General features: G+C 70.3%; 23 protein-coding genes and 1 pseudogene. 14 read left to right on the top strand and 10 right to left on the bottom strand.

From position 1 onward, the window contains the following. Positions 1-9: 9 nt before the first annotated feature. Positions 10-228 carry a hypothetical protein gene (locus YWY_RS0117510; protein ID WP_211227676.1) on the bottom strand — a complete coding sequence of 73 codons (219 nt, stop codon included), beginning with the start codon at positions 226-228 and terminating at the stop codon, positions 10-12. Positions 229-333: 105 nt separating this feature from the next. Here YWY_RS0117510 and YWY_RS0117505 point away from each other — a divergent pair, with 105 nt between their 5' ends. After that, the gene (locus YWY_RS0117505) at positions 334-2,622 is read left to right on the top strand and encodes a helicase-associated domain-containing protein (RefSeq protein ID WP_028848673.1); all 2,289 of its coding nucleotides are present in this window, start codon (positions 334-336) and stop codon (positions 2,620-2,622) included. Between the two features lie 148 nt (positions 2,623-2,770). Here YWY_RS0117505 and YWY_RS0117500 read toward each other — a convergent pair whose 3' ends face one another. Genes YWY_RS0117500 through YWY_RS22660 form a run of 3 tightly spaced genes read right to left on the bottom strand, consistent with a single transcriptional unit; the run spans position 2,771 to position 6,551 of the window. Continuing rightward, entirely contained in the window at positions 2,771-3,166 is a 396-nt protein-coding gene (locus YWY_RS0117500; protein ID WP_084609340.1) for a DUF742 domain-containing protein, read from the bottom strand. A 14-nt stretch (positions 3,167-3,180) separates the two neighbouring features. After that, complete coding sequence (locus YWY_RS0117495; RefSeq protein ID WP_028848671.1) at positions 3,181-3,582, bottom strand: roadblock/LC7 domain-containing protein; 402 nt, start codon at positions 3,580-3,582, stop codon at positions 3,181-3,183. Then, positions 3,579-6,551, bottom strand: a complete 2,973-nt coding sequence (locus YWY_RS22660; RefSeq protein ID WP_156899340.1) for a sensor histidine kinase — start codon at positions 6,549-6,551, stop codon at positions 3,579-3,581. Before YWY_RS22660 ends, YWY_RS0117495 begins: the two co-directional genes overlap by 4 nt. A gap of 385 nt (positions 6,552-6,936) precedes the next feature. Here YWY_RS22660 and YWY_RS22655 point away from each other — a divergent pair, with 385 nt between their 5' ends. The 3 genes from YWY_RS22655 to YWY_RS24230 all read left to right on the top strand — a co-directional run bounded on the left by YWY_RS22655 (position 6,937) and on the right by YWY_RS24230 (position 9,984). Beyond that, on the top strand, positions 6,937-7,932 hold the full coding sequence (locus YWY_RS22655) for an ABC transporter substrate-binding protein (RefSeq protein WP_051310385.1): 996 nt from the start codon (positions 6,937-6,939) through the stop codon (positions 7,930-7,932). Between the two features lie 45 nt (positions 7,933-7,977). Further along, on the top strand, positions 7,978-9,618 hold the full coding sequence (locus YWY_RS0117480; protein WP_028848670.1) for a DNA repair helicase XPB: 1,641 nt from the start codon (positions 7,978-7,980) through the stop codon (positions 9,616-9,618). 201 nt (positions 9,619-9,819) lie between these two features. Continuing rightward, positions 9,820-9,984, top strand: a complete 165-nt coding sequence (locus YWY_RS24230) for a hypothetical protein (protein WP_156899338.1) — start codon at positions 9,820-9,822, stop codon at positions 9,982-9,984. Between the two features lie 388 nt (positions 9,985-10,372). On the opposite strand, the gene YWY_RS0117470 is transcribed toward YWY_RS24230, so the two are convergent. Further along, on the bottom strand, positions 10,373-10,603 hold the full coding sequence (locus tag YWY_RS0117470) for a hypothetical protein (protein ID WP_028848669.1): 231 nt from the start codon (positions 10,601-10,603) through the stop codon (positions 10,373-10,375). After that, positions 10,600-10,818 carry a hypothetical protein gene (locus YWY_RS0117465; protein ID WP_028848668.1) on the bottom strand — a complete coding sequence of 73 codons (219 nt, stop codon included), beginning with the start codon at positions 10,816-10,818 and terminating at the stop codon, positions 10,600-10,602. The genes YWY_RS0117470 and YWY_RS0117465 overlap by 4 nt, the downstream gene beginning before the upstream one ends. 149 nt (positions 10,819-10,967) lie before the next feature. Here YWY_RS0117465 and YWY_RS24815 point away from each other — a divergent pair. The 3 genes and pseudogenes from YWY_RS24815 to YWY_RS0117455 all read left to right on the top strand — a co-directional run. After that, positions 10,968-11,096: pseudogene (locus YWY_RS24815) on the top strand (helix-turn-helix domain-containing protein); the annotation flags it as partial. Next, on the top strand, positions 11,073-11,675 hold the full coding sequence (locus YWY_RS0117460) for a DUF5753 domain-containing protein (RefSeq protein ID WP_156899336.1): 603 nt from the start codon (positions 11,073-11,075) through the stop codon (positions 11,673-11,675). The pseudogene YWY_RS24815 and the gene YWY_RS0117460, both read left to right, overlap by 24 nt. Beyond that, complete coding sequence (locus YWY_RS0117455; protein WP_028848666.1) at positions 11,657-11,845, top strand: DUF397 domain-containing protein; 189 nt, start codon at positions 11,657-11,659, stop codon at positions 11,843-11,845. The genes YWY_RS0117460 and YWY_RS0117455 overlap by 19 nt, the downstream gene beginning before the upstream one ends. A 299-nt stretch (positions 11,846-12,144) precedes the next feature. Here the strand turns inward: YWY_RS0117455 and YWY_RS0117450 are convergent, their stop codons facing one another. Continuing rightward, complete coding sequence (locus YWY_RS0117450; protein ID WP_028848665.1) at positions 12,145-12,732, bottom strand: type 1 glutamine amidotransferase domain-containing protein; 588 nt, start codon at positions 12,730-12,732, stop codon at positions 12,145-12,147. A 173-nt stretch (positions 12,733-12,905) separates the two neighbouring features. On the opposite strand from YWY_RS0117450, the gene YWY_RS0117445 reads away from it, so the two are divergent. The 3 genes from YWY_RS0117445 (at position 12,906) to YWY_RS25060 (ending at position 13,946) form a co-directional block, all read left to right on the top strand. Next, positions 12,906-13,115, top strand: a complete 210-nt coding sequence (locus YWY_RS0117445; RefSeq protein ID WP_028848664.1) for a PspC domain-containing protein — start codon at positions 12,906-12,908, stop codon at positions 13,113-13,115. A gap of 439 nt (positions 13,116-13,554) precedes the next feature. Continuing rightward, positions 13,555-13,755 carry a DUF5701 family protein gene (locus YWY_RS24225; protein ID WP_028848663.1) on the top strand — a complete coding sequence of 67 codons (201 nt, stop codon included), beginning with the start codon at positions 13,555-13,557 and terminating at the stop codon, positions 13,753-13,755. Next, on the top strand, positions 13,752-13,946 hold the full coding sequence (locus YWY_RS25060; RefSeq protein WP_425426149.1) for a DUF5701 family protein: 195 nt from the start codon (positions 13,752-13,754) through the stop codon (positions 13,944-13,946). Before YWY_RS24225 ends, YWY_RS25060 begins: the two co-directional genes overlap by 4 nt. Before the next feature lie 413 nt (positions 13,947-14,359). On the opposite strand, the gene groL is transcribed toward YWY_RS25060, so the two are convergent. The 3 genes from groL to YWY_RS0117425 all read right to left on the bottom strand — a co-directional run bounded on the left by groL (position 14,360) and on the right by YWY_RS0117425 (position 18,389). Further along, complete coding sequence (groL, locus tag YWY_RS0117435; RefSeq protein WP_028848662.1) at positions 14,360-15,985, bottom strand: chaperonin GroEL; 1,626 nt, start codon at positions 15,983-15,985, stop codon at positions 14,360-14,362. 550 nt (positions 15,986-16,535) lie between these two features. Then, on the bottom strand, positions 16,536-17,750 hold the full coding sequence (locus tag YWY_RS22645) for a serine/threonine-protein kinase (RefSeq protein ID WP_084609383.1): 1,215 nt from the start codon (positions 17,748-17,750) through the stop codon (positions 16,536-16,538). A gap of 33 nt (positions 17,751-17,783) precedes the next feature. After that, positions 17,784-18,389: an AIM24 family protein gene (locus YWY_RS0117425; RefSeq protein ID WP_028848661.1), complete on the bottom strand. Its 606-nt coding sequence runs from the start codon at positions 18,387-18,389 to the stop codon at positions 17,784-17,786. Positions 18,390-18,472: 83 nt separating this feature from the next. Between YWY_RS0117425 and moeA the strand changes: the two genes are divergently transcribed. The 4 genes from moeA to pssA are packed head-to-tail and all read left to right on the top strand — an operon-like array spanning position 18,473 to position 21,735. Beyond that, positions 18,473-19,708, top strand: a complete 1,236-nt coding sequence (gene moeA, locus YWY_RS0117420; RefSeq protein ID WP_051310447.1) for a molybdopterin molybdotransferase MoeA — start codon at positions 18,473-18,475, stop codon at positions 19,706-19,708. Between the two features lie 30 nt (positions 19,709-19,738). Further along, a complete protein-coding gene (locus YWY_RS0117415) occupies positions 19,739-20,014 on the top strand; it encodes a GlsB/YeaQ/YmgE family stress response membrane protein (RefSeq protein ID WP_028848659.1) in 276 nt (91 codons plus the stop codon). Positions 20,015-20,059: 45 nt separating this feature from the next. Further along, the gene (locus tag YWY_RS0117410; protein ID WP_028848658.1) at positions 20,060-20,770 is read left to right on the top strand and encodes a phosphatidylserine decarboxylase; all 711 of its coding nucleotides are present in this window, start codon (positions 20,060-20,062) and stop codon (positions 20,768-20,770) included. Continuing rightward, a complete protein-coding gene (gene pssA, locus YWY_RS0117405; protein ID WP_028848657.1) occupies positions 20,767-21,735 on the top strand; it encodes a CDP-diacylglycerol--serine O-phosphatidyltransferase in 969 nt (322 codons plus the stop codon). Before YWY_RS0117410 ends, pssA begins: the two co-directional genes overlap by 4 nt. Positions 21,736-21,752 lie beyond the last annotated feature (17 nt).

Genomic DNA, 21,752 nt, shown 5'->3' with positions numbered 1-21,752 from the left:
CGGAGCGGATCACGGAGTCTTGTTGATCTCGGTCTCCGGATGCTCGTACGGCACCCGCTCCTGCGGGAAGCTGACCTCGCCGAACGGCGACAGCGACCCCTGCCGGTCCGCGGCCAGCTCGCTCACCGGGATCCCGCCGTCGGGCACCTGGGGCCAGGACGGATCGATGCGCTCCTTCTTCAGCTTCTTGCCGCCAGCCACGTCATCCTCCGCTGTCCACACCGACATCTCACCGGCGTTCGACAGCCTAAGGCATGCGGGTGCGTTTCCACCGCCCGGCCTGCGCATACCGGCCGGTCACCTGGTCGTGACGCGTCGCACGGCGTCTTCCGTATTGTGGCCATGATGCTTGCCGACGTCTTGCGTTCCGCCTCCGACGAGCAGCTCGCCGCGCTGCTCATGGCTCGGCGCGACCTGGCGACCCCGCCGCCCGCCGACACCGAGGTGCTGGCCAGGCGGGCCGCCACCGCCGGATCGGTGGCCAGGGCGTGCGAGCAGCTCAACGCGCGCCAGCTGGCCGTCGCGGAGGCGTTGCTGCTGTTGGGCGCGGACACCGAGCCGGTTGCCAAGACCGCGGTGGACGACCTGCTCGGCGTCGACGCGGCCGACGATCTGGCCGCGCTGGAACGGCTGGCCCTGTGCTGGTCGGCCGACGAAGGGGTCAGCACGCTTCCGGCCGTCCGCGAGGCCCTCGGGCCGTTCCCCGCCGGGCTGGGGCGCAGCCTGCCTGCCCTGGCCGGCCAGGACGTGGCGGAATTGCTCACCGGGCTGCCCGACGACGAGCGGAAGGTGCTGGACAAGCTGGCGTCCGGCCCGCCCATCGGCCGCACCCGCGACGCCGCCGTGGACGTCGACCTGGACTCCGCCCGCACACCGGTGCAGCGCCTGCTCGCCCGCGGTCTGCTGATCCGCCGCGACACGCAGACGGTCGAGTTGCCGCGCGAGATCGGCTTGTACTTGCGTGGCGGACGTGCCTTCACCGAGGAGACGCTGCGCGAACCCGAAGTCCGCACCCGGTCGTTCGGCCAGGAGTCGGTCGACCGCACCGCCGCGGGCGAGGCGATGGAGTTGTGCCGCCAGGTCGGCGCGCTGCTGGCGTCGTGGTCGCAGAATCCGCCACCGGTGCTCAAGGCGGGCGGGCTCGGCGTGCGCGAGGTGCGCCGGGTGTGCCGCGAGCTGGAGGTCGACGAGCCGCGCGCGGTGCTGCTGGTGGAGGTGCTGCTCGCCGCGGGCCTGGTGGCCGACAGCGGCTCGACCACCCCGGAGTTCGTGCCCACGACGCTGGCCGACAGCTGGCTGGCGGTCGGACCGGCCGCGCGGTGGACCACCCTGGCCGCCGCATGGCTGGACATGCCCCGGATGCCGGGCCTGGCGCACGACCGGCCGGACGCCACGTCCGACGGCGCGAACCCGGCGCGGCGGGGCGATGCTCCCGCACCGCTGTCCGACCGGCTGCACCGGCCGACCGCGCCGTCGGTGCGGCGCAGGGTGCTGCGGGCGCTGGCCGACCTGCCGCCAGGAACCGGGATCGTGGACGACGCCGAGCTGATCGCCCTGCTGGCGTGGCGGAATCCTCGGCGCGGCGGCAGGCTTCGCGACGACGCGGCCCGCTGGATCCTGGCGGAAGCCGCGGCCCTCGGCGTGACCGCGCTCGGCGCGGTGTCCTCGGCCACGCGCGCACTGCTGGCCGAGCCGGAGCAGGGCGAATCACTCGAGGACGTCCGGCGGCGGGCCACCGTGGCCATGACGCAAGCGCTTCCCGAGCCGGTCGACCACGTGCTGGTGCAAGCCGACCTCACCGTGGTGGCGCCCGGCCCGCTCGAACCGGCGTTGGCCGACGAGATGGCCGCGATCGCCGACATCGAATCGGCCGGGCACGCCACGGTGTACCGGATCAGCGAGCAGTCCGTGCGCCGCGCCCTGGACAGCGGCCGCACCGCGGGCGAGCTGCACGAGTTCTTCCGGAAGCGCTCGCGGACTCCGGTGCCACAGTCGCTGACGTACTTGATCGACGACGTCGCCCGCCGCCACGGCAGGCTTCGCGGTGGGGCGGCGTCCTCGTTCCTGCGCAGCGACGACGAGGTGCTGATCGCCGAAGTGGTGTCGCATCCGGCCGCCGAGGACCTGCAGCTGCGCCGGATCGCCCCCACGGTGCTGGTCAGCCCGCTGCCGCTGGCCGAAGTGCTGGACGGGCTGCGCGCCGCGGGCTTCTCCCCGGCGGCGGAAGGCGTGGACGGCCAGGTCGTCGACCTGGCCCCGCGTGGTCGCCGGGTGGCACCGCCGCGCAACCCCGGCAGGCGGGCCCCGGCGGCGCGCCCGCTGTCCGAGGAACAAGCCGCCGAGGTGGTGGCGCGCATGCGTGCCGGGGACGCTGCCGCCGCGGCGCGGCGCAGCGAGGGAGTTCGCAACGCGGGCGGTACCGGGGACACGTCGGCGACCGTTCAGCTGCTCACCGAGGCGGTCCGCTCCGGCAGGCAGGTGTGGATCGGTTACGTCGATGCCAACGGAACCGCTGCCCAGCGGGTGGTCACCCCGGTGCGGGTCAGCGCCGGAATCCTCGACGGCGCGGACAACGACCGGTATCCGTTGCACCGCATCACGTCAGCCGCATACGTGGACTGACACTCGTACCAGGAAAGGAGCACTGCATCGCCGGCCCGGCGGCAACGAATTCGCGCACGGCTGCGCATTGCCGGCGACGGCCCGCCCCACAGCGCGTGCAAGCTGGTCCCGCACGCCGGTGTCCGGGTTCGGCTCCCGGAAGCCCGCCCTACAGCGCGTGCAAGCTGGTGAGCAGCCGCTGCATGAACTCGCGGGAGGAGCGGTCACCGAACGCCAGGCCGGGCTGATGCACCAGTACCAGCCCTTCGGCGGCCATGTCGGCCACGATCACCTTGACCACGCCGAGCGGCAGCTGCAGCTCGGCCACGATGTCCGCCAGGGTGCGCGCGGAGGTGCAGAAATCGCAGATCCTGCGGTGCTCCTCGGTCCGCGCACCCTCGTACCTGCGGCCCTGCTCGCTCGTGGTGACCAGCGCTTCCAGGGACAGATCCTGGCCAGGCCTGGTCCTGCCACCGGTGCGGGCGTACGGCCTGGCCAGCGACACATGCCGCTGGGCAGGGGCCCCGGCGGCACCGGCAACCGGATACCTGGTCGGTCCGTCCATCCGCGTCACGCTCCTCACCACGTCTGCCCGGAGCCGAGCCGCTCGTTGATCAGGTCCACCAGCGTGGCCATCTCGTAGGCCACGTCACCCAGGTCGCAGTTGGGTGACGCCAGCGCCACGAGCGCCGAGCCGTCGCCGATCGACGTGAGCAACAGGTACCCGAGCTCCATCTCCACTACCGTCTGCGCGACCGCCCCGCCCTTGAACGACGTGGCGGCCTCCTCCGTCAGCCGCATCAGCCGTGCCGCGATCGAGCACAGCTGCTCGGCCCGCTCCGGCCGCAGTCGCGGGGACCCGGCGCGCAAGCGCCCGTCCGGCGCGACGATGACCGCATGAGCGACTCCTGCGACCCGCTGGACGAAATCCGAAACCAGCCAGCCGTACCCGGCCGCGGCCTGCCCAGCGGACGCGGTCACTGACCCTCCTTCTCGCCTCCCGTTCCTGCGCCGTTCGCCGGCCACTGGTGCCGCGGGGATCCGGCGGTCGCTGAACGTCCCGACTCAGGGTATTCGTCGCGCCCGGCCTGTCGAGCCCTTCGGCGACCTTCGGCCAGACTTTTCATGCGGACGCGTACCGCGTCCGGAGCACGGGAGATCGGCCGATTACGCACCGTCGCGGACGTCGTCCGATCGGGGTCGCCGCCCGCCCGGAGCGCACCGTCGGCCGCCTGGTCCCCGGCCGACTGCTGCGAACGGTCACCGTGGTGGGTGTGCCCGGCGCCGTTCGGCCCGTTGTCCCGCCCGTCATGAGAGACGCGGTCGGACTCGGCGTGGGTTCGCCCCGCCGCCGCTCGCTGTTCCGCGAGCTGCGCGCTCACTTCGATTGCCGCGTGTTGCCGCCGCGTCATGCGGACCGTGCGCGCGTCCAGTTCCGGCCCGCCAGACGGTCGCCCGGCCAGCCGATCGTCGATGTCCTGCCGACGGGTCCCCGCGTCCGAGCCGGCGTCGTCCTGCTCGGTGACCTCACCGCCGGAGGGCAGCCGCACCGGATGGTACCCGGGCTTGGTCGGCGGTTCCGGCGATGGCGGCCGGGTGGGTTCGCCACGGCGTTCTGCCTGCTTGCCCGGGGTGGCCAGGTCCGGCTCGGCGAGCACGCCCAGCTGATTCTCGTCCACGGAGTCGTCCCCGTCGTCCGCGTCACGTGCCCGTTCGCGCAGCCCGGATTGCACCTGCTCGAACCACTTGGTGAGCAGGTCCCGGTACGCGGGCATGCGTTCGGTGGGGCCGTCCTCCTCCAGCGGGCTGTCCTGCACCAGCTTCGGGCTGGGCCGCTGTTCGATCGGCGCGACCCGCGGCGGCGCAGACGCATCCCGCACCGGTCCGGAGGTGTCCCGCACCGCACGGGACGAGTCCCGCATCTGCGCGGTGTGCGCCTCCCGCACGGCCTGCCTGCGCGACGCCGTCTCCAGCCAGTCCAGCGGTCGGTTCGGATCGTCCTCGTCGCGGCGCCGGGTGCCGCTGGGCGGCACCTCGCTGATCAACCGCGCAGGCACCACCACCACGGCGGTCAGGCCGCCGGTCGGCGCGTGCCGCAACCGCACTTCCAGCCCGTTGCGGCGAGCGAGGCGGGCCACCACGTACAGCCCCATCCGACGGGACGCCTCCACGTCGATCTCCGGCGGGTTGGCCAGCCGGGCGTTGGCCCGCTCGAGCTCCTCGTCGGACATGCCCTCGCCGCGGTCGGTGATCTCCACCATCCAGGCGCCGTCCCGGGTGATCGAGCTGACCACCGACACCGGTTCATCTCCGGACTCGTTGGTGGCGTTCTCCAGCAACTCGGAGATCACGTGCACCACGTCGCCGACCACGTCGCCGCGCACCGCGATCTCCGGGATGGTGGACAGCTGGACGCGTTGGTAGTGCTCGATCTCCGACAGCGAGGCGGCCATCACCTCGGACGCGGGGATCGCGCCCGGCAGCATCCTGGCGAAGTCGTTGCCGGTGAGCACCAGCAGGTTCTCCGCCACCCGGCGCGACCTGGTGGCCAGGTGATCCAGCTCGAACAGCTTCTCCAGCCGGTCCGGGTCCTGCTCGTCGGCTTCCATGCCGTCCAGCACGTCCAGCTGCCGCTCGGCCAGCTCCTGCCCGCGGCGGGCCAGGTTGAGGAACATGGCGTTGACGTTCTGCCGGAGCTCGGCCTGCTCGGCGGCCAGCCGTACGGCTTCGGCGTGCACCGCGTCGAACGCCCGCGCCACCTGTCCGACCTCTTCCGTGCTGTCCACCGGCACCGGCGCGACGTCGGTCTTGCGCGGGCCGCGCGGGCTGGCCAGCAACCCGTGCACCGCCGCAGGCAGCCGGAACTCGGCCACCTCCAGCGCGGTGCTGCGCAGGGTGCGCAGCGGGCGGAGCAGTGAACGCCCGATGACCACGGCCAGCAGTGCGGCGAAGCCGAGCAACACGAGCACGATGCCGCCGTCCCGGAGCGCGGAGGTGCGAGCCTCGTCGGCCAGCGCGTCGGTGCGTTCCTGCATCTCGGCCTGCAGCGCCTGCTCCACCTCGAAGACCAGGTTCGACGTGTAGGTCGCCGCGGTGTCCCACTGGGAGCGGTCGATGCCCTGCAGCGAGCGGCCGTTCTCGCTGCGCGCCACCACCGTGTCCAGCAGCTCGTTGCGCTGGTCGACCAGCATGCCCGTCACTTTGTCGGCATACATGCGCTTGTGCTCTTCGGTGGCGAACGTCTCGAACTCGCTGCGCCATGCCTCCAGGTCGGAGTTCGCCCCGGCCAGCTCGCGCCGGGCGTCCACGGACAGCTTGCCGACCGCCAGCGCCTCGTCGACCAGGCCGCGGGTGATCGACAGCTGTTCCTTGATCCGGCTCACCGCGGTGGCGGCCAGCTGCAGCCGCACCAGCTCCGGTTCGCTCACCGCGGTCACCGTGCGCCCGCGGGTGGCCAGCATCTCCGCGATCAACGCGCTGTAGCCGGCCAGCACCTTGCTCGCCGGGTACTTGTCGTGCTCGGCACCGTAACGCAGCCGGGACAGGCCGTTGAGCTCCTGGCGGATCCGGTCCAGGTCCTGCACGGCCGCGTCGTCCATCTTCGATTTGACCGAGGCGTAGACGCGGCTGAAGGTGCCGACCCGGATGTTCACCCGGCGCCGCTGCTCGGCGATCTCGTCGGCCTCGGCGGACCTGCGCCCGTTGGCCACGTAGCGCACGGTGAGATCTCGTTCCCGCTGCAGCGCGTGCACCACGTTGGACATGGCCCGATCTGCCGTCACCCGCGCCGACAGCTCGGTGAGGCTGTTCGCCGCGCGCAGCTTGCTGTCGAAGTGCACGCCCATCAGCACCAGCGCGGTCAGCGTTGGGATGAGCAGGACCGCAACCAGCTTGGTGCGCAGCGACCAGTTCCGCAGCCGCCACGGCGTCCCGGAGCGGGTACGGCGCATCTGTGCGATCTTGGTGCCCAGCCGATCGCGTCCAGCACGCTCAGGTTCGGGTGCGCGCGCCACCGCATCACCCTCCTGGCCGTTCTGCCGCACTACGCCCCTTTCGGTGGTGCCTCGTCACGCTCCGCGATCCCCCGCGCCCCCGACGGGTTCGCGAACACTGTGGTTGTTCATGGGAACGAGTGAGAACGCCTGGAGAGTAATGCCCAAACGAAGGCGAGGAAAGCAGCCCGCACGTGCAGCCGCGCGTGCCGACGCACCGTGCATGACGTCCGATTTGCCCGATCATTCGCCCGATCGAACCGCCGATGAGCGGCTGATTCGCCACCGCTCAGCTGGCTAGAATCCGCCAAGACCTGCACGATCCCGGGTTTGGACGGCGACGATGCACGTGACGCTCATCCGGCGGCTCCGGCGGTGGCCGGCGATCGGAGCGGGCTTGTGCGTGGCGTTGCTCGCCGTCTCGTGTTCGGTGATCTCACCCGAACGGCCGTATCAGCCCGAGCAGCACACTCTCCGTGTCGCCGCGACGTCGTCCATCGACAGCGTGCCGCTGCGGCTCGGGGTGAAGCGCGGAGTCTTCGCGGCGGAGGGCCTGGATGTCCAGGTGGTGGACAGCGCCACCGACGACGAGGTGCTGCGGGCCGTTCTGGACGGCAGCGCGGACGTCGGACTGGCAAGCAACTACGTGATGCTGCGCCGGGCCGCGGGTGGTGCCCGGTTCGAGCTGCAAGGCGAGGCCTACGCGTGCGGGCCGGACACGATGGCGCTGGTGGCGTTGCCGGGGCGCGACTACGAAGCGCCCACCCGCAGGCCGAAACCGGTCATCGGCATCGCGCCCGGCCACCCGTTCGGCAAGCTGGCCACCCGGTTGCGGCTGGCCACCGAGGGCGTCGACCCGGAGCGGATCACGTTCGTCGAAATGCGCTATGCGGAGCAGATCTCGGCGCTGCGCAGCGGGCGGATCGACGCGGCCTGGATGACCGAGCCGGACATCAGCAAGGCCCAGAAGGAGTACGGCGCCGAGGTCGTCATGGACACCGCGCGGGGCGCATTGCTCGATTTCCCGCTCTCGTCATATGTGGCGGCGCATGATCACGCGCGCCAGCAGCCGGAGGTGTATGCGGCGTTCCGTCGTGCGCTCGTCAAGTCTCAGGAACTGGCCACCAACGGCGCCGTCGTGCGCGCGGAGCTGAGCGAGCTGACCGGGGTGGATCCGACCACCACGCAGCTGGTGGCCCTCGGCACGTTCCCCACGTCGCTGAACGAAGTCCGGCTGCAGCGCGCGGCCGACTTGTTCTACCGGGCAGGCGTGGTGTCCGAACGGGTCGACGTGGCCTCGATGCTGCCTCAGCAGGACGGGGTCGGCGCCGTAGCATGACGCACCGGACGCAGGCTGCCCGGCGCACGCGGTTATAAAGGACGGATGAGCACTGGTCCGTTGATCGTCCAGTCGGACAAGACCGTACTGCTCGAGGTCGACCACCCCGGCGCCGAGGAAGCTCGCATGGCCATCGCGCCGTTCGCCGAGCTCGAACGTGCACCTGAGCACGTGCACACCTACCGCATCACGCCGCTTGCGCTGTGGAACGCGCGTGCCGCCGGGCACGACGCCGAACAGGTCGTGGACGCGCTGACCCGGTATTCGCGCTTCCCGGTCCCGCAGCCGCTGCTGATCGACGTGGTCGACACGATGGCGCGGTTCGGCCGGCTGCAACTGATCAACCATCCGGCGCACGGCCTGGTCATGACCACCACCGACCGGGCGGTGCTGGAGGAGGTCCTGCGCAACAAGAAGATCGCCCCGATGCTCGGGGACCGGATCGACGAGGACACCGTCGCCGTGCACCCGTCCGAGCGGGGCAGGCTCAAGCAGGCGTTGCTCAAGATCGGCTGGCCCGCGGAGGACCACGCCGGCTACGTCGACGGCGAGTCGCACCCGATCAAGCTGCGGGAGGAAGGCTGGCAGCTGCGTGACTACCAGCGCCAAGCGGCGGACGCCTTCTGGGCGGGCGGCTCCGGCGTCGTGGTCCTGCCGTGCGGCGCGGGCAAGACGCTGGTCGGCGCCGCCGCGATGGCCAGGGCCGAGGCGACCACGTTGATCATGGTCACCAACACGGTCGCGGGCAGGCAGTGGAAGCGTGAACTGCTCGCCCGCACGTCGCTGACGGAGAACGAGATCGGCGAGTACTCCGGCGAGCGGAAGGAGATCCGCCCGGTCACCATCGCCACCTACCAGGTGCTGACCCGCAAGACCAAAGGCGCCTACCGGCACATGGAGCTGTTCGACTCCCGCGACTGGGGCCTGGTGATCTACGACGAGGTGCATCTGCTGCCCGCGCCGGTGTTCCGGATGACCGCCGAGCTGCAGTCCCGGCGCCGACTGGGGTTGACGGCCACGCTGGTGCGCGAGGACGGTCGGGAGGGTGACGTGTTCTCCCTCATCGGCCCGAAGCGGTACGACGTGCCGTGGCGGGACATCGAGCAGCAGGGCTGGATCGCCCCGGCGGAATGTATCGAGGTCCGCGTGACCCTGACCGACTCCGAGCGGATGGCGTACGCCACGGCGGATGCCGACCAGCGGTATCGCATCTGCTCCACGGCGCGGTCCAAGATGCGGGTGATCAAGTCGATCCTGCAGCGGCACGCCGGCGAGCAGGTGCTGATCATCGGCGCGTACCTGGAGCAGCTGGAGGAAATCGGCGCTGAGCTGGACGCCCCGGTGCTGCAGGGGTCGACCCGCACCGCGGAGCGGGAGCGGCTGTTCGACGCGTTCCGCTCTGGCGAGCTCCGCACGCTGGTGGTGTCGAAGGTGGCGAACTTCTCCATCGACCTGCCGGAGGCGGCGGTGGCCATCCAGATCTCCGGCACCTTCGGGTCACGGCAGGAGGAGGCGCAACGGCTGGGCAGGCTGCTGCGGCCCAAGGCGGACGGGCGGCAGGCGCACTTCTATTCGATCGTCGCCCGCGACACCGTGGACGCCGACTACGCAGCGCATCGGCAGCGCTTCCTCGCCGAACAGGGCTACGCGTACACCATCCGCGACGCGGAAGCCTTCGACGGCTGATTTCCGCAGGTCACGTGACCCCTTAGCGATCAAGCCCGGCAGGGTAAGGGATCATGCGAGGCCGGTCACGTCGAGCTACGTAATCCCTTACCTGTCGCCGCGGCCGGCGGCGGTGTGCCCGGCATCTCGGGGTGAATGACCGATGCCAGGGGGTGGGCCTTACCGAGAACCTGGTAGCAGACCAGAAGTAGGAGGCCCGCAATGCACGACTACATCTACCAGCAGCTCGCCGCCGACCGGGCCGTGACGTTGCGCGCGGAGGCCACCGCCCAGCGCGTCGGAAAGCAGGCGCTTGCCCGCCGCGCGGAGCGCAAGGCCCGCAAGGAGAGCCGTCGGGCGCACCGTACGGCGCGTCCGACCCACTGACCCGGGCACCCGGACGCACCGAGGTGTCTCGCAGTCCCAGTCGGTTTCTCCTAGCCGCGTCCGGGTCGCCCCGTCAGCGAGGTCGCAGCGGATGGGGGTGATCGGGGATACCGCCGCTGCGGCACAGCTGAAGAGGCCCTGCCGATCCCGAGAGGGGACGGCAGGGCCTCGTTCTTTGTGGTCTCGGCGCCCTTCTCGTTGTGCCGTTCCCGTGCCGTGTGGGTCGTGCGGCATTCGGCGTCGTCCGGATGTCGTCGCTTGCGCTTGCGCGACTGTCGACCGATGGGAGCCGGCGGCTCAGCCGGCGTGCCCGGCGGCACCAGGCCAGGTTCGCCCCGCGCCAGGGACGGCCGCGGCTTCCGGACGTGACGGTGTCGGCCTCGACCGGCTAGGCCCGGTCCGGCAGGTCGCCCGGCTCGATGGCCGCGGCGTTCTGCCGCTCGGCGTGCGCGATGATGGCCGCCCCCAAGCGGCAGATGAGCTGGCCGTAGTGGTGGAGTACTTGTGGCGGCGGCAGCGGCCCGGCCCGCAACTGCCCGTCGAGAGCAAGCAGCGTGGACACCATGCCCGGGTTGACACTCGCCACTTGGGTGAGCAACTCCCGGTTCTGCTCGATCACGGCTGGTAGAGCCCCCGTTCCACGCGCGGAAAGCCGACGCTTTCGTCCAGCACGACCCGCTGCCGCTCCGCTTCGTCCGCGTACCCGCCATCGTCACTCATCTGGTCCGCGCGGACGTCCTCGTCACTGATGCGGATCACCCCTTCCGGATAGGCGTCGGTGATCACGTAGGCCGCGCCGTAGGTGGACGAGCACGATCCCGAAAGCCATGTCATGCCGAAATTGTCGGTGGCGTCGACTACACTGTGAAACGGACCACACACCCACGGTGGTTGTGTGGTCAACTGTGGGGACCAGAGTCTTGGGGGTGTGACCGACGTGATGGGATTGCTCGCCAGCGAGCTGCGGCGCGCGGGAACGTGCCGGCCTCACCCGCGAGCAACTCGCCGAAGCCTCGGCCTTCTCGACGAGCCTGATCGAGAAGGTCGAATGCGGCGACAAGCCGCCGAGTGAGCAGTTCGTCCGGGTGATGGACGACGTGCTCAAGACGGACGGGCTGCTGACTCGTCTGCGTCAGTACGCGCTGACGTACGACCTGACGCCGGAGTGGCTCAGGTCGTGGTTCGACGTGGAGCAGCAGGCCAGCCACATCTTGTGGTTCGACCTGTCGTTTGTACCTGGCCTGATGCAGCTCGAGGATTACGTACGTGCGCTGCTCGACAACGAGAACAAGGTAGTTGCCAGACTGAAACGACAGTCGGTACTGAGTAAGGACATCGATTACGTAGCCCTGATCGATGAGCGGGCTTTACGCAACCTCGTGGGCGGCCCGGAAATCATGGCGAAGCAGCTTGAGCACGTGGTCGAGCTCGCCAATCGGCTGATCATCCAAGTGATTCCTATCAATTGCGGCATCTACACGCATTTGGACGGGTCATTCGGCATCGCCACCGTCGAGGGCCAGGAGTACGCGTACGCGGACTCACCGGTGCACGGCGTACTGATCAACGATCGTGAGATCGTTGAATACACCAAATATCGGTGGAATCTGATCCGCGCTGAGGCACTGTCGCGTCGGCAGTCAGTTGAACTCATACAGGAGGTAGCAGAAGAATGGAGCAGCAAGGGCTGACCTGGCGCAAGTCGTCCCGGTCGTCTGCCACCGGCGCGTGCGTCGAGGTCGCCTTCGACGGTGACACCGTGCTCGTCCGCGACTCCAAGGATCGCGAGGGGCCCGTGCTGCGCTTCACCAAGACAGAGTGGGAAGCCTTCAAAGACGGCGTCATCAAAGGCGAGTTCTGACACTGTCTGACACGGAAGACCTCTGGCTCCAGGGTTCCTGGTAGCCAGAGGTCATTCCGCAGACGTCGGGCGTGACGAAGCCTCAGCGCCCGGTGGTGTCGTTTGCCGAGCCACGCACCCGGTCCGGTCTTCAGCAGGCGTACCGAGCCGGAATGCGGAGCACGTACCGACCACCACCGCCTCAGGGCTTGCCTCAGGTCAGGGCTTGACCTCAGGGCGTGGCCTCAGGTCAGGGCTTGACCTCAGGGCGTGGCCTCAGGTCAGGGCTTGCCCTCAGACATGGCGCCCGGCCCTGGTCGTCAGGTCTTGGCCGCGGCTGCTCCGCTGGCTTGGCCGGCGTGCTTGCCTTCGGCGAACTCCTCGACCATCTTGGCGCAGAACGCCTGCAGGTCGCCCGGCTTGCGGCTGGTCACCAGGCCGTTGTCCACCACGACTTCCTCGTCGACCCACTCCGCGCCCGCGTTGATCAAGTCGGTACGCAGGCTCGGCCACGAGGTCAGCCGACGGCCGGGTACCACGTCGGCCTCGATCAGCGTCCACGGCGCGTGGCAGATCGCGGCGACCGGCAGCCCGCGGGAGAAGAACTCGCCGACGAACCGCACCACCGCCGGGTTGGTGCGCAGGATGTCCGGGTTGGCGACCCCGCCGGGGAGAACCAGCCCGTCGTAGTCGTCCACCGAAGCGGCTTCCACGCTGTCGTCCACCGAGAACTCGTCGGCGGGCTCCAGGTGGTCGAACGCCTGAATGGAACCGGGCTGGGTGGACAGCAGCTTCGGCGTACCACCTGCCCGTTCGACCGCCTGCCACGGTTCGGTCAGTTCGACCTGTTCGGTGCCCTCCGGGGCGGCCACGAAAGCGATCGTCTTGCCTTGCAGGGTGTCGGCCACTGCTACCTCCTCGAATCGGTACCAGCGGGGTTGCACGGCCACCGGGTCGGTCAAACCTCGCCGCCGTCTTGCCGTCGTGCCGGGCAGCCCCGAGGCGTGGCCAGGTCGGATTCAGGGTCGACTCAGGGTCGCTCCCCGATGTGCGCCGGACCGATGTCGGCGAGGGTGGAGCCATGACGACCGAATCGAACTCCGCCGGCCCGAAACGACTGCGCCGGAGCGAGACCGACCGGATAGTGGCCGGCGTGTGCGGGGGCTGGGCCCAGTACCTCGGCATGGACGCCGCCCTGCTGCGCATCCTGCTGGCTGTTGCCACCGTCGTCGGGATCGGCACACCGGCGGTGGTCTACGCCATCTGCTGGATACTCATGCCCAGCGAGTGACCGGCGCTGCCCTGGCATCGACGCCGGGGGTGGCACGACGGTCACCGGCCGAGCAGGCCGACGACCGGGAACCACCTGGAACAACGGGAGCGGCCGCCCCGTTGAAGGCCTTGACGCCGTCGGCCGACCAGGAGGTACGTGGGCCAGCTCCCCTCGATGCCGTAGCCGAGTTCGATCGCCAGGTGCGGAAGCTCGTCGACAAGGGGTATCCGGCGGCCGCCGGGCTGACCGAATCCGAATTCCGCGAGCTGGTTGCGCCGCACAAGCCCGAGCCACTCGCACCACCGCACAAGCCCGAGCTAGCCATACCACCGCACAAGCCCGAGCTAGCCATACCACCGCACGAGCTCGAGCTGGTCACGCCGCTGCGTGAGTCCGCCCTACCCGGCGAGCCCACTCGCGCTCGGGTGCCCTTCACCCTTGTCGTCAGCCCAAGCTCGTGCCGATCCCCGATCAGATCGCCTGCACCGAGCTCGGCGGCAAAGCGGAATTCAGCGTCTTCGAGCCGGAGGACATCGACCGCTTCCAGCCCATCGACGACGTCGCCGTGCCCGCAGGCGACGCCTACCTGATCACCGATGTCCACCAGGGTGCGGCGACCGTGAACGTGACGCCGAACAAGGCCCTGCCGCTGCTCTGATCCTGGAGCAGGGCGGATCGCCGCTGACGGTCGCCGTACGCATCGCGTTCATCACCCAGTACCCCGCGTCGCTGGAGAGGACCAACTGCTTCTTTTTGCTGGCATCTCGTGGCAGGGACAAGTCGAGGGCCTGCGCGGGAACAAGCGGGGCCTGCGCTGTGGATCAGCAACAGGCCCCGAAGCTGGGCTGATGCTGGGCGGGCAACCCGCACACCTGGCCCCGGCTCGGCCTCGTGCGCCGAACGCATCGGACTCGCCTAGCAAGCCCCCAGGACGTGCCGGGCAGCCACCCGGGCCGGTCGAAGACTGCCCGGACCACGACGAACGCCCAGCCGACGCATGACCACTCGAAACCTGCCGGACAGCCCGCAGCCGTCGACCAACACCCAAGACCCGCCAGACGCCCACCGAGCCCGTGCCAGCACGCGTAAAAGGTCGCGGAGACAGCACCAGCGTGGGATTCCGCCGTGGATGCCAGGAGGAGCCAACCCACTCCCACGAACACGTTCGGTGTCGGCACGCGAAAAAGGCCCGGGTGCGCGCACCCGGGCCTTTTGCGTGGTCGACCTTGACGGCCGCCGGAGGTTCACACCTCGCGTGACCGTCAGAAGTCCATGCCGCCCATGCCACCGGACGGGTCGGCGGCAGCCTTCTCCTTCTCCGGCTTGTCGGCGACGACGGCCTCGGTGGTCAGGAACAGCGCGGCGATCGAGGCGGCGTTCTGCAGGGCAGAACGGGTCACCTTGGCCGGGTCGATCACGCCGGCCGCGATCAGGTCCTCGTACTCGCCGGTGGCGGCGTTCAGGCCGTGGCCCTCGGGCAGGGTCTTGACCTTCTCCACCACGACGCCGCCCTCGAGACCGCTGTTGATGGCGATCTGCTTGAGCGGGGCCTCCACCGCGACCTTGACGATGTTGGCACCGGTGGCCTCGTCACCCTCGAGCTTCAGCCCGTCGAACGCGGCCTTGGACGCCTGCAGCAGCGCCACACCACCGCCGGCGACGATGCCCTCCTCGACCGCGGCCTTCGCGTTGCGCACCGCGTCCTCGATGCGGTGCTTGCGCTCCTTCAGCTCGACCTCGGTGGCGGCACCGGCCTTGATGACGGCCACACCGCCGGCCAGCTTGGCCAGCCGCTCCTGCAGCTTCTCACGGTCGTAGTCGGAGTCGGAGTTCTCGATCTCGGTGCGGATCTGGTTGACCCGGCCCTGGATCTGGTCCGCGTCGCCGGCACCCTCGACGATGGTGGTCTCGTCCTTGGTGATGACCGCCTTGCGGGCCTTGCCCAGCAGCGACAGGTCGGCGTTCTCCAGCTTCAGGCCGACGTCCTCGGTGATGACCTGGCCGCCGGTCAGGATCGCGATGTCCTGCAGGATCGCCTTGCGGCGGTCGCCGAAGCCCGGAGCCTTCACGGCAGCGGACTTGAACGTGCCGCGGATCTTGTTGACGACCAGGGTGGCCAGCGCCTCACCCTCGACGTCCTCGGCGATGATCAGCAGCGGCTTGTTGGTCTGCATGACCTTCTCCAGGATCGGGAGAAGGTCCTTGACGTTGGAGATCTTCGACCCGTACAGCAGGATGTACGGCTCCTCCAGGACGCACTCCTGGCGCTCCGCGTCCGTGACGAAGTAACCCGAGATGTAGCCCTTGTCGAAGCGCATACCCTCGGTGAGCTCCAGCTCCAGGCCGAAGGTCTGCGACTCCTCGACGGTGACGACGCCTTCCTTGCCCACCTTGTCCAGGGCCTCGGCGATCAGCTCACCGATGGTGCGGTCGGCCGCGGAGATGGACGCCGTGGCGGCGATCTGCTCCTTGGTCTCGACCTCCTTGGCGGACTTGTGCAGCTGCTCGGTCACCGCCTCGACGGCCTGCTCGATGCCACGCTTGAGGGCAACCGGGTCAGCACCAGCGGCGACGTTGCGCAAGCCTTCCTTCACCAGGGCCTGAGCCAGCACGGTGGCCGTGGTGGTGCCGTCGCCGGCGACATCGTCGGTCTTCTTGGCGACTTCCTTGACCAGCTCGGCCCCGATCTTCTCCCACGGGTCCTCGAGCTCGATCTCCTTGGCGATGGAAACACCGTCGTTGGTGATGGTCGGCGCGCCCCACTTCTTCTCGAGCACGACGTTGCGGCCACGCGGGCCCAGCGTCACCTTGACGGCTTCGGCGAGGGTGTTCAGGCCGCGCTCGAGACCGCGGCGGGCGTCCTCGTCGAACGCGATCAATTTGGCCATGTCGGTACGGTCCTCCGGTATTGGGCGCCGTGACGGCAGCTTCCACGGCCGCACGGCAGGACTCTTACAGCTTGGCCAGGCTCGGTGCCCGCGACGGACGACCGGCTCCTCAACGGAAGCGGCCTCACCGTCCCGACCTAGCACTCTCACGGTGAGAGTGCCAACTCCGTGTTTAGCACTCTCGGTCTTCGAGTGCAACTTCGGGGTCCCGTGTTGAGAGGTCTCCCACCGAGCCGGTGACAACGGCCCTCGACGGAGATCGGACACCACCCACGCACGGCCCTGCGGCAGGCTGGAGCCCCTGATCCATGCACCCGTCCAGCACGGGCCCACACGCCCGCCGCACGCCGTCGACTCGCCCGATGGCGAAGCACCCGGACCGATCGATTCGTACGGCTGAAGGTGTCCCCACTGGACCATTCGGTCCGAGGCATTGGTTGGTTTCCTCACCGCCCCTGCGGGGCGCGGCGTCGCGCGCTGCCGCTCTCGAGCTCACGAAGCCGCGGACGCCTCGGCGGCCCGCGGGTACCCCTCGCGCGAGCCGGGCCTTTCAGCCGGTGATCAGCAGGACGACGATCACGCCGACCAGGACCGCGATGATCCCGCACAGCACCGGGATCACCCACCCCGGCGGGCCGCTCTTGCCCGCGGTCACCGGTGGCGGACCGGCAATCGGGCCGCCCGCGGGGGGCTGCGGCGGCCACATGCCCATCGCCGGGCCGTAGCCGGGCGGCATTCCCGGGGGGCCTCCCTGCGGCTGCTGCGGAGCAAACCCGTGATGCGGTTGCTGCGGGTGCTGCGGCGGCTGTGGCGGGATCCGGTGCGGGCCACTGACGCTGGGCCCGTTCGGCGGCCCGGCAGGCGGGCGCGCCTCCTTCGGCTTCTCCAGCAGCACCTCCCGCGCCGCGGAGATCAGCTCCACGCAGCTGCCGAACCGCTCCGTCGGGTTCTTCGCCATCCCGCGCGCCAACACGCCGTCGATCGCGGGCGGCAGCGTGCGCGCGTACCGCGTGACCGGAGGCGGCGGCGTGTTCAGGTGGCCCTTGATCACCGTCGGCACGTCTCCCATGAACGGCGGCCGCCCCGCCAAGCAAGCGAACAACACACACGCCAGCGCGTACTGGTCGGTCCGGCCGTCCAGCGGCTCCCCACGCAGATGCTCCGGCGCCGCGTACGTCGGCGAGCCGAGGAAGTCCCCGCCCCGCGTGCGGTGCCCTGTCGCGCCGCGCCTGGTCAACCCGAAATCGGCCACGTACACGTGCTCTCGGATCGACTCGCGCTGGGTCACCAGCACGTTGGCCGGTTTGACGTCCAGGTGCACCAGCCCCCGCTTGTGCAGTGTGTCCAGCGCGTCGGCCACCTGCTCCAGCAAGCTCAGCGCGCGCGACGGCTCCATCGGCCCGCCGGAGATGATGCTGGCCAGATCGGCCCCGTCGACCAGCCGCATGCCGATGTAGTGCATGCCGTCCAGTTCGCCGAAGTCGTACAGCGGCACGATGTTCGGGTGGTCGATCGCCGCCGTGTTGCGCGCCTCGTCGACGAACCGCTCGCGGAACTCCGCATCGGCGCCCAGATGCTCACCGATGACCTTCAGCGCCACTTTGCGCCCCAGCCGAACGTCGGTGGCGCGGTACATGACGCTCATGCCGCCCTTGCCCAGGACACCGTCGATGCGATAGTTGCCGAGCCTGCGGCCCGTCAGGTCGGTAGCGTCCTTGGCAGGGCTCTCCCCCGCCGCCGGGTCGGCAGTCGCCTCGTCCGGCATGCTCATCCCTTCTCTGCCGTGCTCGCCGACAGCCTAGACCGAAGCGCGTGACGCGCGGGCGCGAGACAACACGGTTCCCGGGCCTGCGAAGTCGAGCAACAGTCCCTCGCCGGTGCGCAGCGACTGGTGGCCCGCCGGGTCGATCGCCCGCAGCCTGCACTGCATGCCCTCCGGGTAGGCCAGCAGGTAGGCCGGGTTCATCGAGATCAGGTCGCCGTGCGCGAGCTCGAACGCGTCGATCGGGCCCGCGCAGGTGAGCACCAGCGTGCCGACCCCGCTGCAGTACTCGAGGAATCCCGTCTCCGTCCCGAACAGCGGGGCGAACCCCGGCCACTGGGGGTTCCGGCGCACGCCCGGCGGCTCCGCCAGCACCGCGTCGCGCGCCACACACCAGCCACGCTGGCCGTCCAGCTCCAGCGCATAGACGTCACCGGCGGCGGCGGGCGCCAGATCGATCCACCCGCCGTCGGAAGGGGCGGTGAACACCACGCGGTTGCTCTTGCCGCGCCCGTCCGGCGCGATGGTCACCCCGAAACTGCAGGCCAGCAACGCGTCCCGATCAGCGCGCACGGCCTCGCCGCCGCGCAGTCCCAAGCGCGCGACCCCGAACGACGGCGTGTGCCGGGTGTGTACCTCCACCAGGTTCCTCCGTTCGCGCGATCAGCGTTTCCAGCGAGTGCAGAGTGTGGCATGGCCGGTGGGCGCGGGATGATGTGCTCACCATGAGCACTGCGAACTCACCCTCCCGGGCAGGCCGTTCGGTCGACGAGCACCGTGCGGCGATCGCCGGCCTGATGCCGCCGCCGCGGGCAGACGCGCTGCCCCTGCAGGCCTGTGCCGGCCTGGTGCTGGCCGCCGACGTCAACGCCGATGTGGACCTGCCACCGTTCGACAACTCCGCCATGGACGGCTACGCGGTCCGCGCCGAGGACGTGGCGGCGGCGGGCGAACGGCCGGTGACCCTGCCGGTGGCCGCGGACATTCCCGCGGGCCGCACCGACGTTCCGGCGCTACAGCCGGGCACCGCGCATCGGATCATGACCGGCGCCCCGATGCCGGCAGGCGCCGACACCGTGGTGAAGGTCGAAGACACCGACGCCGGCACCGAGCGCGTGACCATCCACGCTGCTCCCCCGCGTGGGACGAGCGTGCGGCACGCCGGCGAGGACATCCGCCGCGGCACCACCGCGTTGACCGCGGGCACCCGGCTCGGGCCTGCGCAGCTCGCACTCGCCGCCGCTATCGGCCGCGGCGAGCTGCCGGTCTACCTGCCCCCCAAGGTCCTGATCGTCGCCACGGGCTCGGAACTGGTGGTGCCGCCCGCGCCGCTGCGGCACGGGCAGATCTACGAGTCCAACTCGGTGTATCTGGCCACCGCCCTCGGCTCGCTCGGCTGCCAGGTCGACGTTCTCCGCGCCGTCGCCGACGACGTGGACGAGTTCATGCGGCTGCTGACGCCCCGAGCCGCCGAGGCCGATCTGGTGGTCACGACCGGCGGGGTCAGCGCGGGTGCCTACGAGGTGGTCAAGGACGCGCTCACCGCGCGCGGTGTGGAGTTCACCAAGGTCGCCATGCAGCCGGGCGGGCCGCAAGGCTGCGGACGCATCGGCTCGACACCGATCGTGACGCTGCCCGGCAATCCGGTCAGCGTGGCGGTGTCGTTCGAGGTCTTCCTGCGGCCTGCACTGCTCAAGCTGCTCGGGCACCGGCAGACCGAACGGCAGCGGGTGCGGGCGCGGCTGCTGGAGGCCCTGCGGGCGCCCGCGGGCAAGCGGCAGTTCCGCCGCGGGTACTTCACCTGGGACGAGGGCAGCGTCACCGGCACGGTCGGGCCGCGCGGCGGACCGGGTTCGCACCTGCTGGCCGCGTTCAGCCAGGCGAACTGCCTGATCGACATCCCCGAGGAGGCCACCGAGCTCGCCGAGGGCGACCTGGTCGACGTGCTGCTGCTCGGTTGACCGGCTCGGACGATCACTACCATCGCGGCCATGGGATTGCTCGCCTGGATCGTGTTCGGAGCGCTGGCAGGCTGGGCCGCCAACGTGGTGGTCGGTGGACGCGACCGGCCTCGGCGCGGTTGCCTGGTCAGCGTGCTCGTCGGCATCGTCGGTGCGGCGCTCGGCGGGCTCATCTACCGGCTGGTGACCGGGCGGGAGAAGGTCTTCGAGTTCGACTTCGGCAGCTTCGGGGTCGCGGTGCTCGGCGCGATCGTGCTGCTCGTCCTGCTCAAAGCCGTCGATGGGGCGGTGCAACGCAGGCGGTAGCGTAAGGGCGTGGCCAGACCGGAAACGCCTGCGCCCGAGTCGGGCATGCGCGGCACTGTTCGGCACGCGGCGGAACTCGCACGCCAGACCATCCCCCCGATGCACCCGGCGGGGCGCCCGTTCGTGCTCGGTGCACTGGCGAGTGCCTTCGTGTTGCGCAAGCTCGCGCGGCCGCTCGGCACGCTCGGCTTGCTCGGTGCGGCCGCGACGGCGTGGTTCTTCCGTGAGCCCAAGCGGGTGCCGCCTGCCCGGGACGACGTCGCGGTTGCGCCGGCCGACGGCGTGGTGTCGCTGATCGAGGAAGCGGTGCCGCCGCCCGAGCTGGGCATGGCCGACCGGCCGCTGCCGCGGGTGAGCATCTTCCTGTCGGTGTTCGACGTGCACGTCCAGCGTGTCCCGGCCACCGGCCACGTCCAGCGAGTCGCCTACCGGCCAGGCAAGTTCCTCTCCGCCGATCTGGACAAGGCCAGCGAGGAGAACGAACGGAACAGCGTCCTGCTGCACACCAGCACCGGCCACGAGCTCGCCGTCGTGCAGATCGCCGGGCTGATCGCGCGCCGCATCGTCTGCCAGGTGTCCGAGGGGCAGGCCGTGCGGGTCGGCCAGACCTACGGGCTGATCCGCTTCGGGTCCCGCGTCGACCTGTACTTGCCCGCGGGCAGCACGGTGACAGTGCGTGTCGGTCAGCGCACCATCGGCGGTGAGACCACGCTGGCCGAGCTGCCTGCTGACCATCGGGAGTCGACGAAGGCATGAAGCCCGCCAGCGGGGTCCGCCTCCTGCCCAACGCCATCACCGTCCTGGCGCTGTGCGCCGGGTTGTCCTCGGTGCAGTTCGCACTGCAGAAGAGCTTCCAGTTGGCCATCGCCTGCGTGGTGGTGGCCGCGGTGCTGGACAGCCTGGACGGCCGCATCGCGCGGCTGCTGGACGCCACGTCGAAGATCGGCGCGGAGCTGGACTCGCTGTCCGACGCGATTTCCTTCGGTGTCGCGCCCGCGCTGATCCTGTTCGTGTGGCAGGCCGACGGCAGCCGGTTCGGCTGGGTCGCCGCGCTGATCTTCGCGGTGTGCATGGTGTTGCGGCTGGCCAGGTTCAACACCCTGCTGGACGATGCCGATCAGCCGCCGTACGCCAACGAGTTCTTCGTCGGCGTGCCCGCCCCCGCCGGCGGCCTGCTGGCGTTGATGCCGGTCATGGCCACCTCCGCGTTCGGTCCCGGCTGGTGGTCGGACGGCCCGGTGGTCTGGGGGTGGATCATCGCCATCGCCATGCTGGCCATCAGCCGGATCCCGACGCTGTCGGTGAAGGCGGTCAAGGTGCCCGCGAAGGCCGTCGCCCCGCTGCTGGTCGGCGTCGGGCTGCTGGCGGCCGCGGTGATCCAGTTCTCGATGACCACGCTGATGGTGCTGCTGATCGGCTACCTGGCGCACATCCCGTACGCGGTGCACCGGCACCATTGGCTGGCCAACCACCCCGAGGCGTGGGACGTCCCACCGCGCGAGCGGCGCGCCATCCGGCGCAGCACGCGACGGGCCCGCCGCCTCAGCCTCCGCAGGCCGCGGGTGGCGCACATCGCCGGTGGCCGCATGCGGCTGCCCCGCGCCGGCTTCACCCACGGCGAGGCGAAGCGCGCCGCCCAATCCGCCAACGGTCGTCCCCGCGCGGAGCGTCAGCGCAACTGGCGGCGGATCGGGCTGCGCCGGAACAACCCGGGGCGCTGATCCCAGCGTCGTGCTCG

The organism is Thermocrispum agreste DSM 44070 (assembly GCF_000427905.1).
Lineage (GTDB): Bacteria > Actinomycetota > Actinomycetes > Mycobacteriales > Pseudonocardiaceae > Thermocrispum > Thermocrispum agreste.
This window is presented reverse-complemented; position numbering and strand designations above follow the sequence as displayed.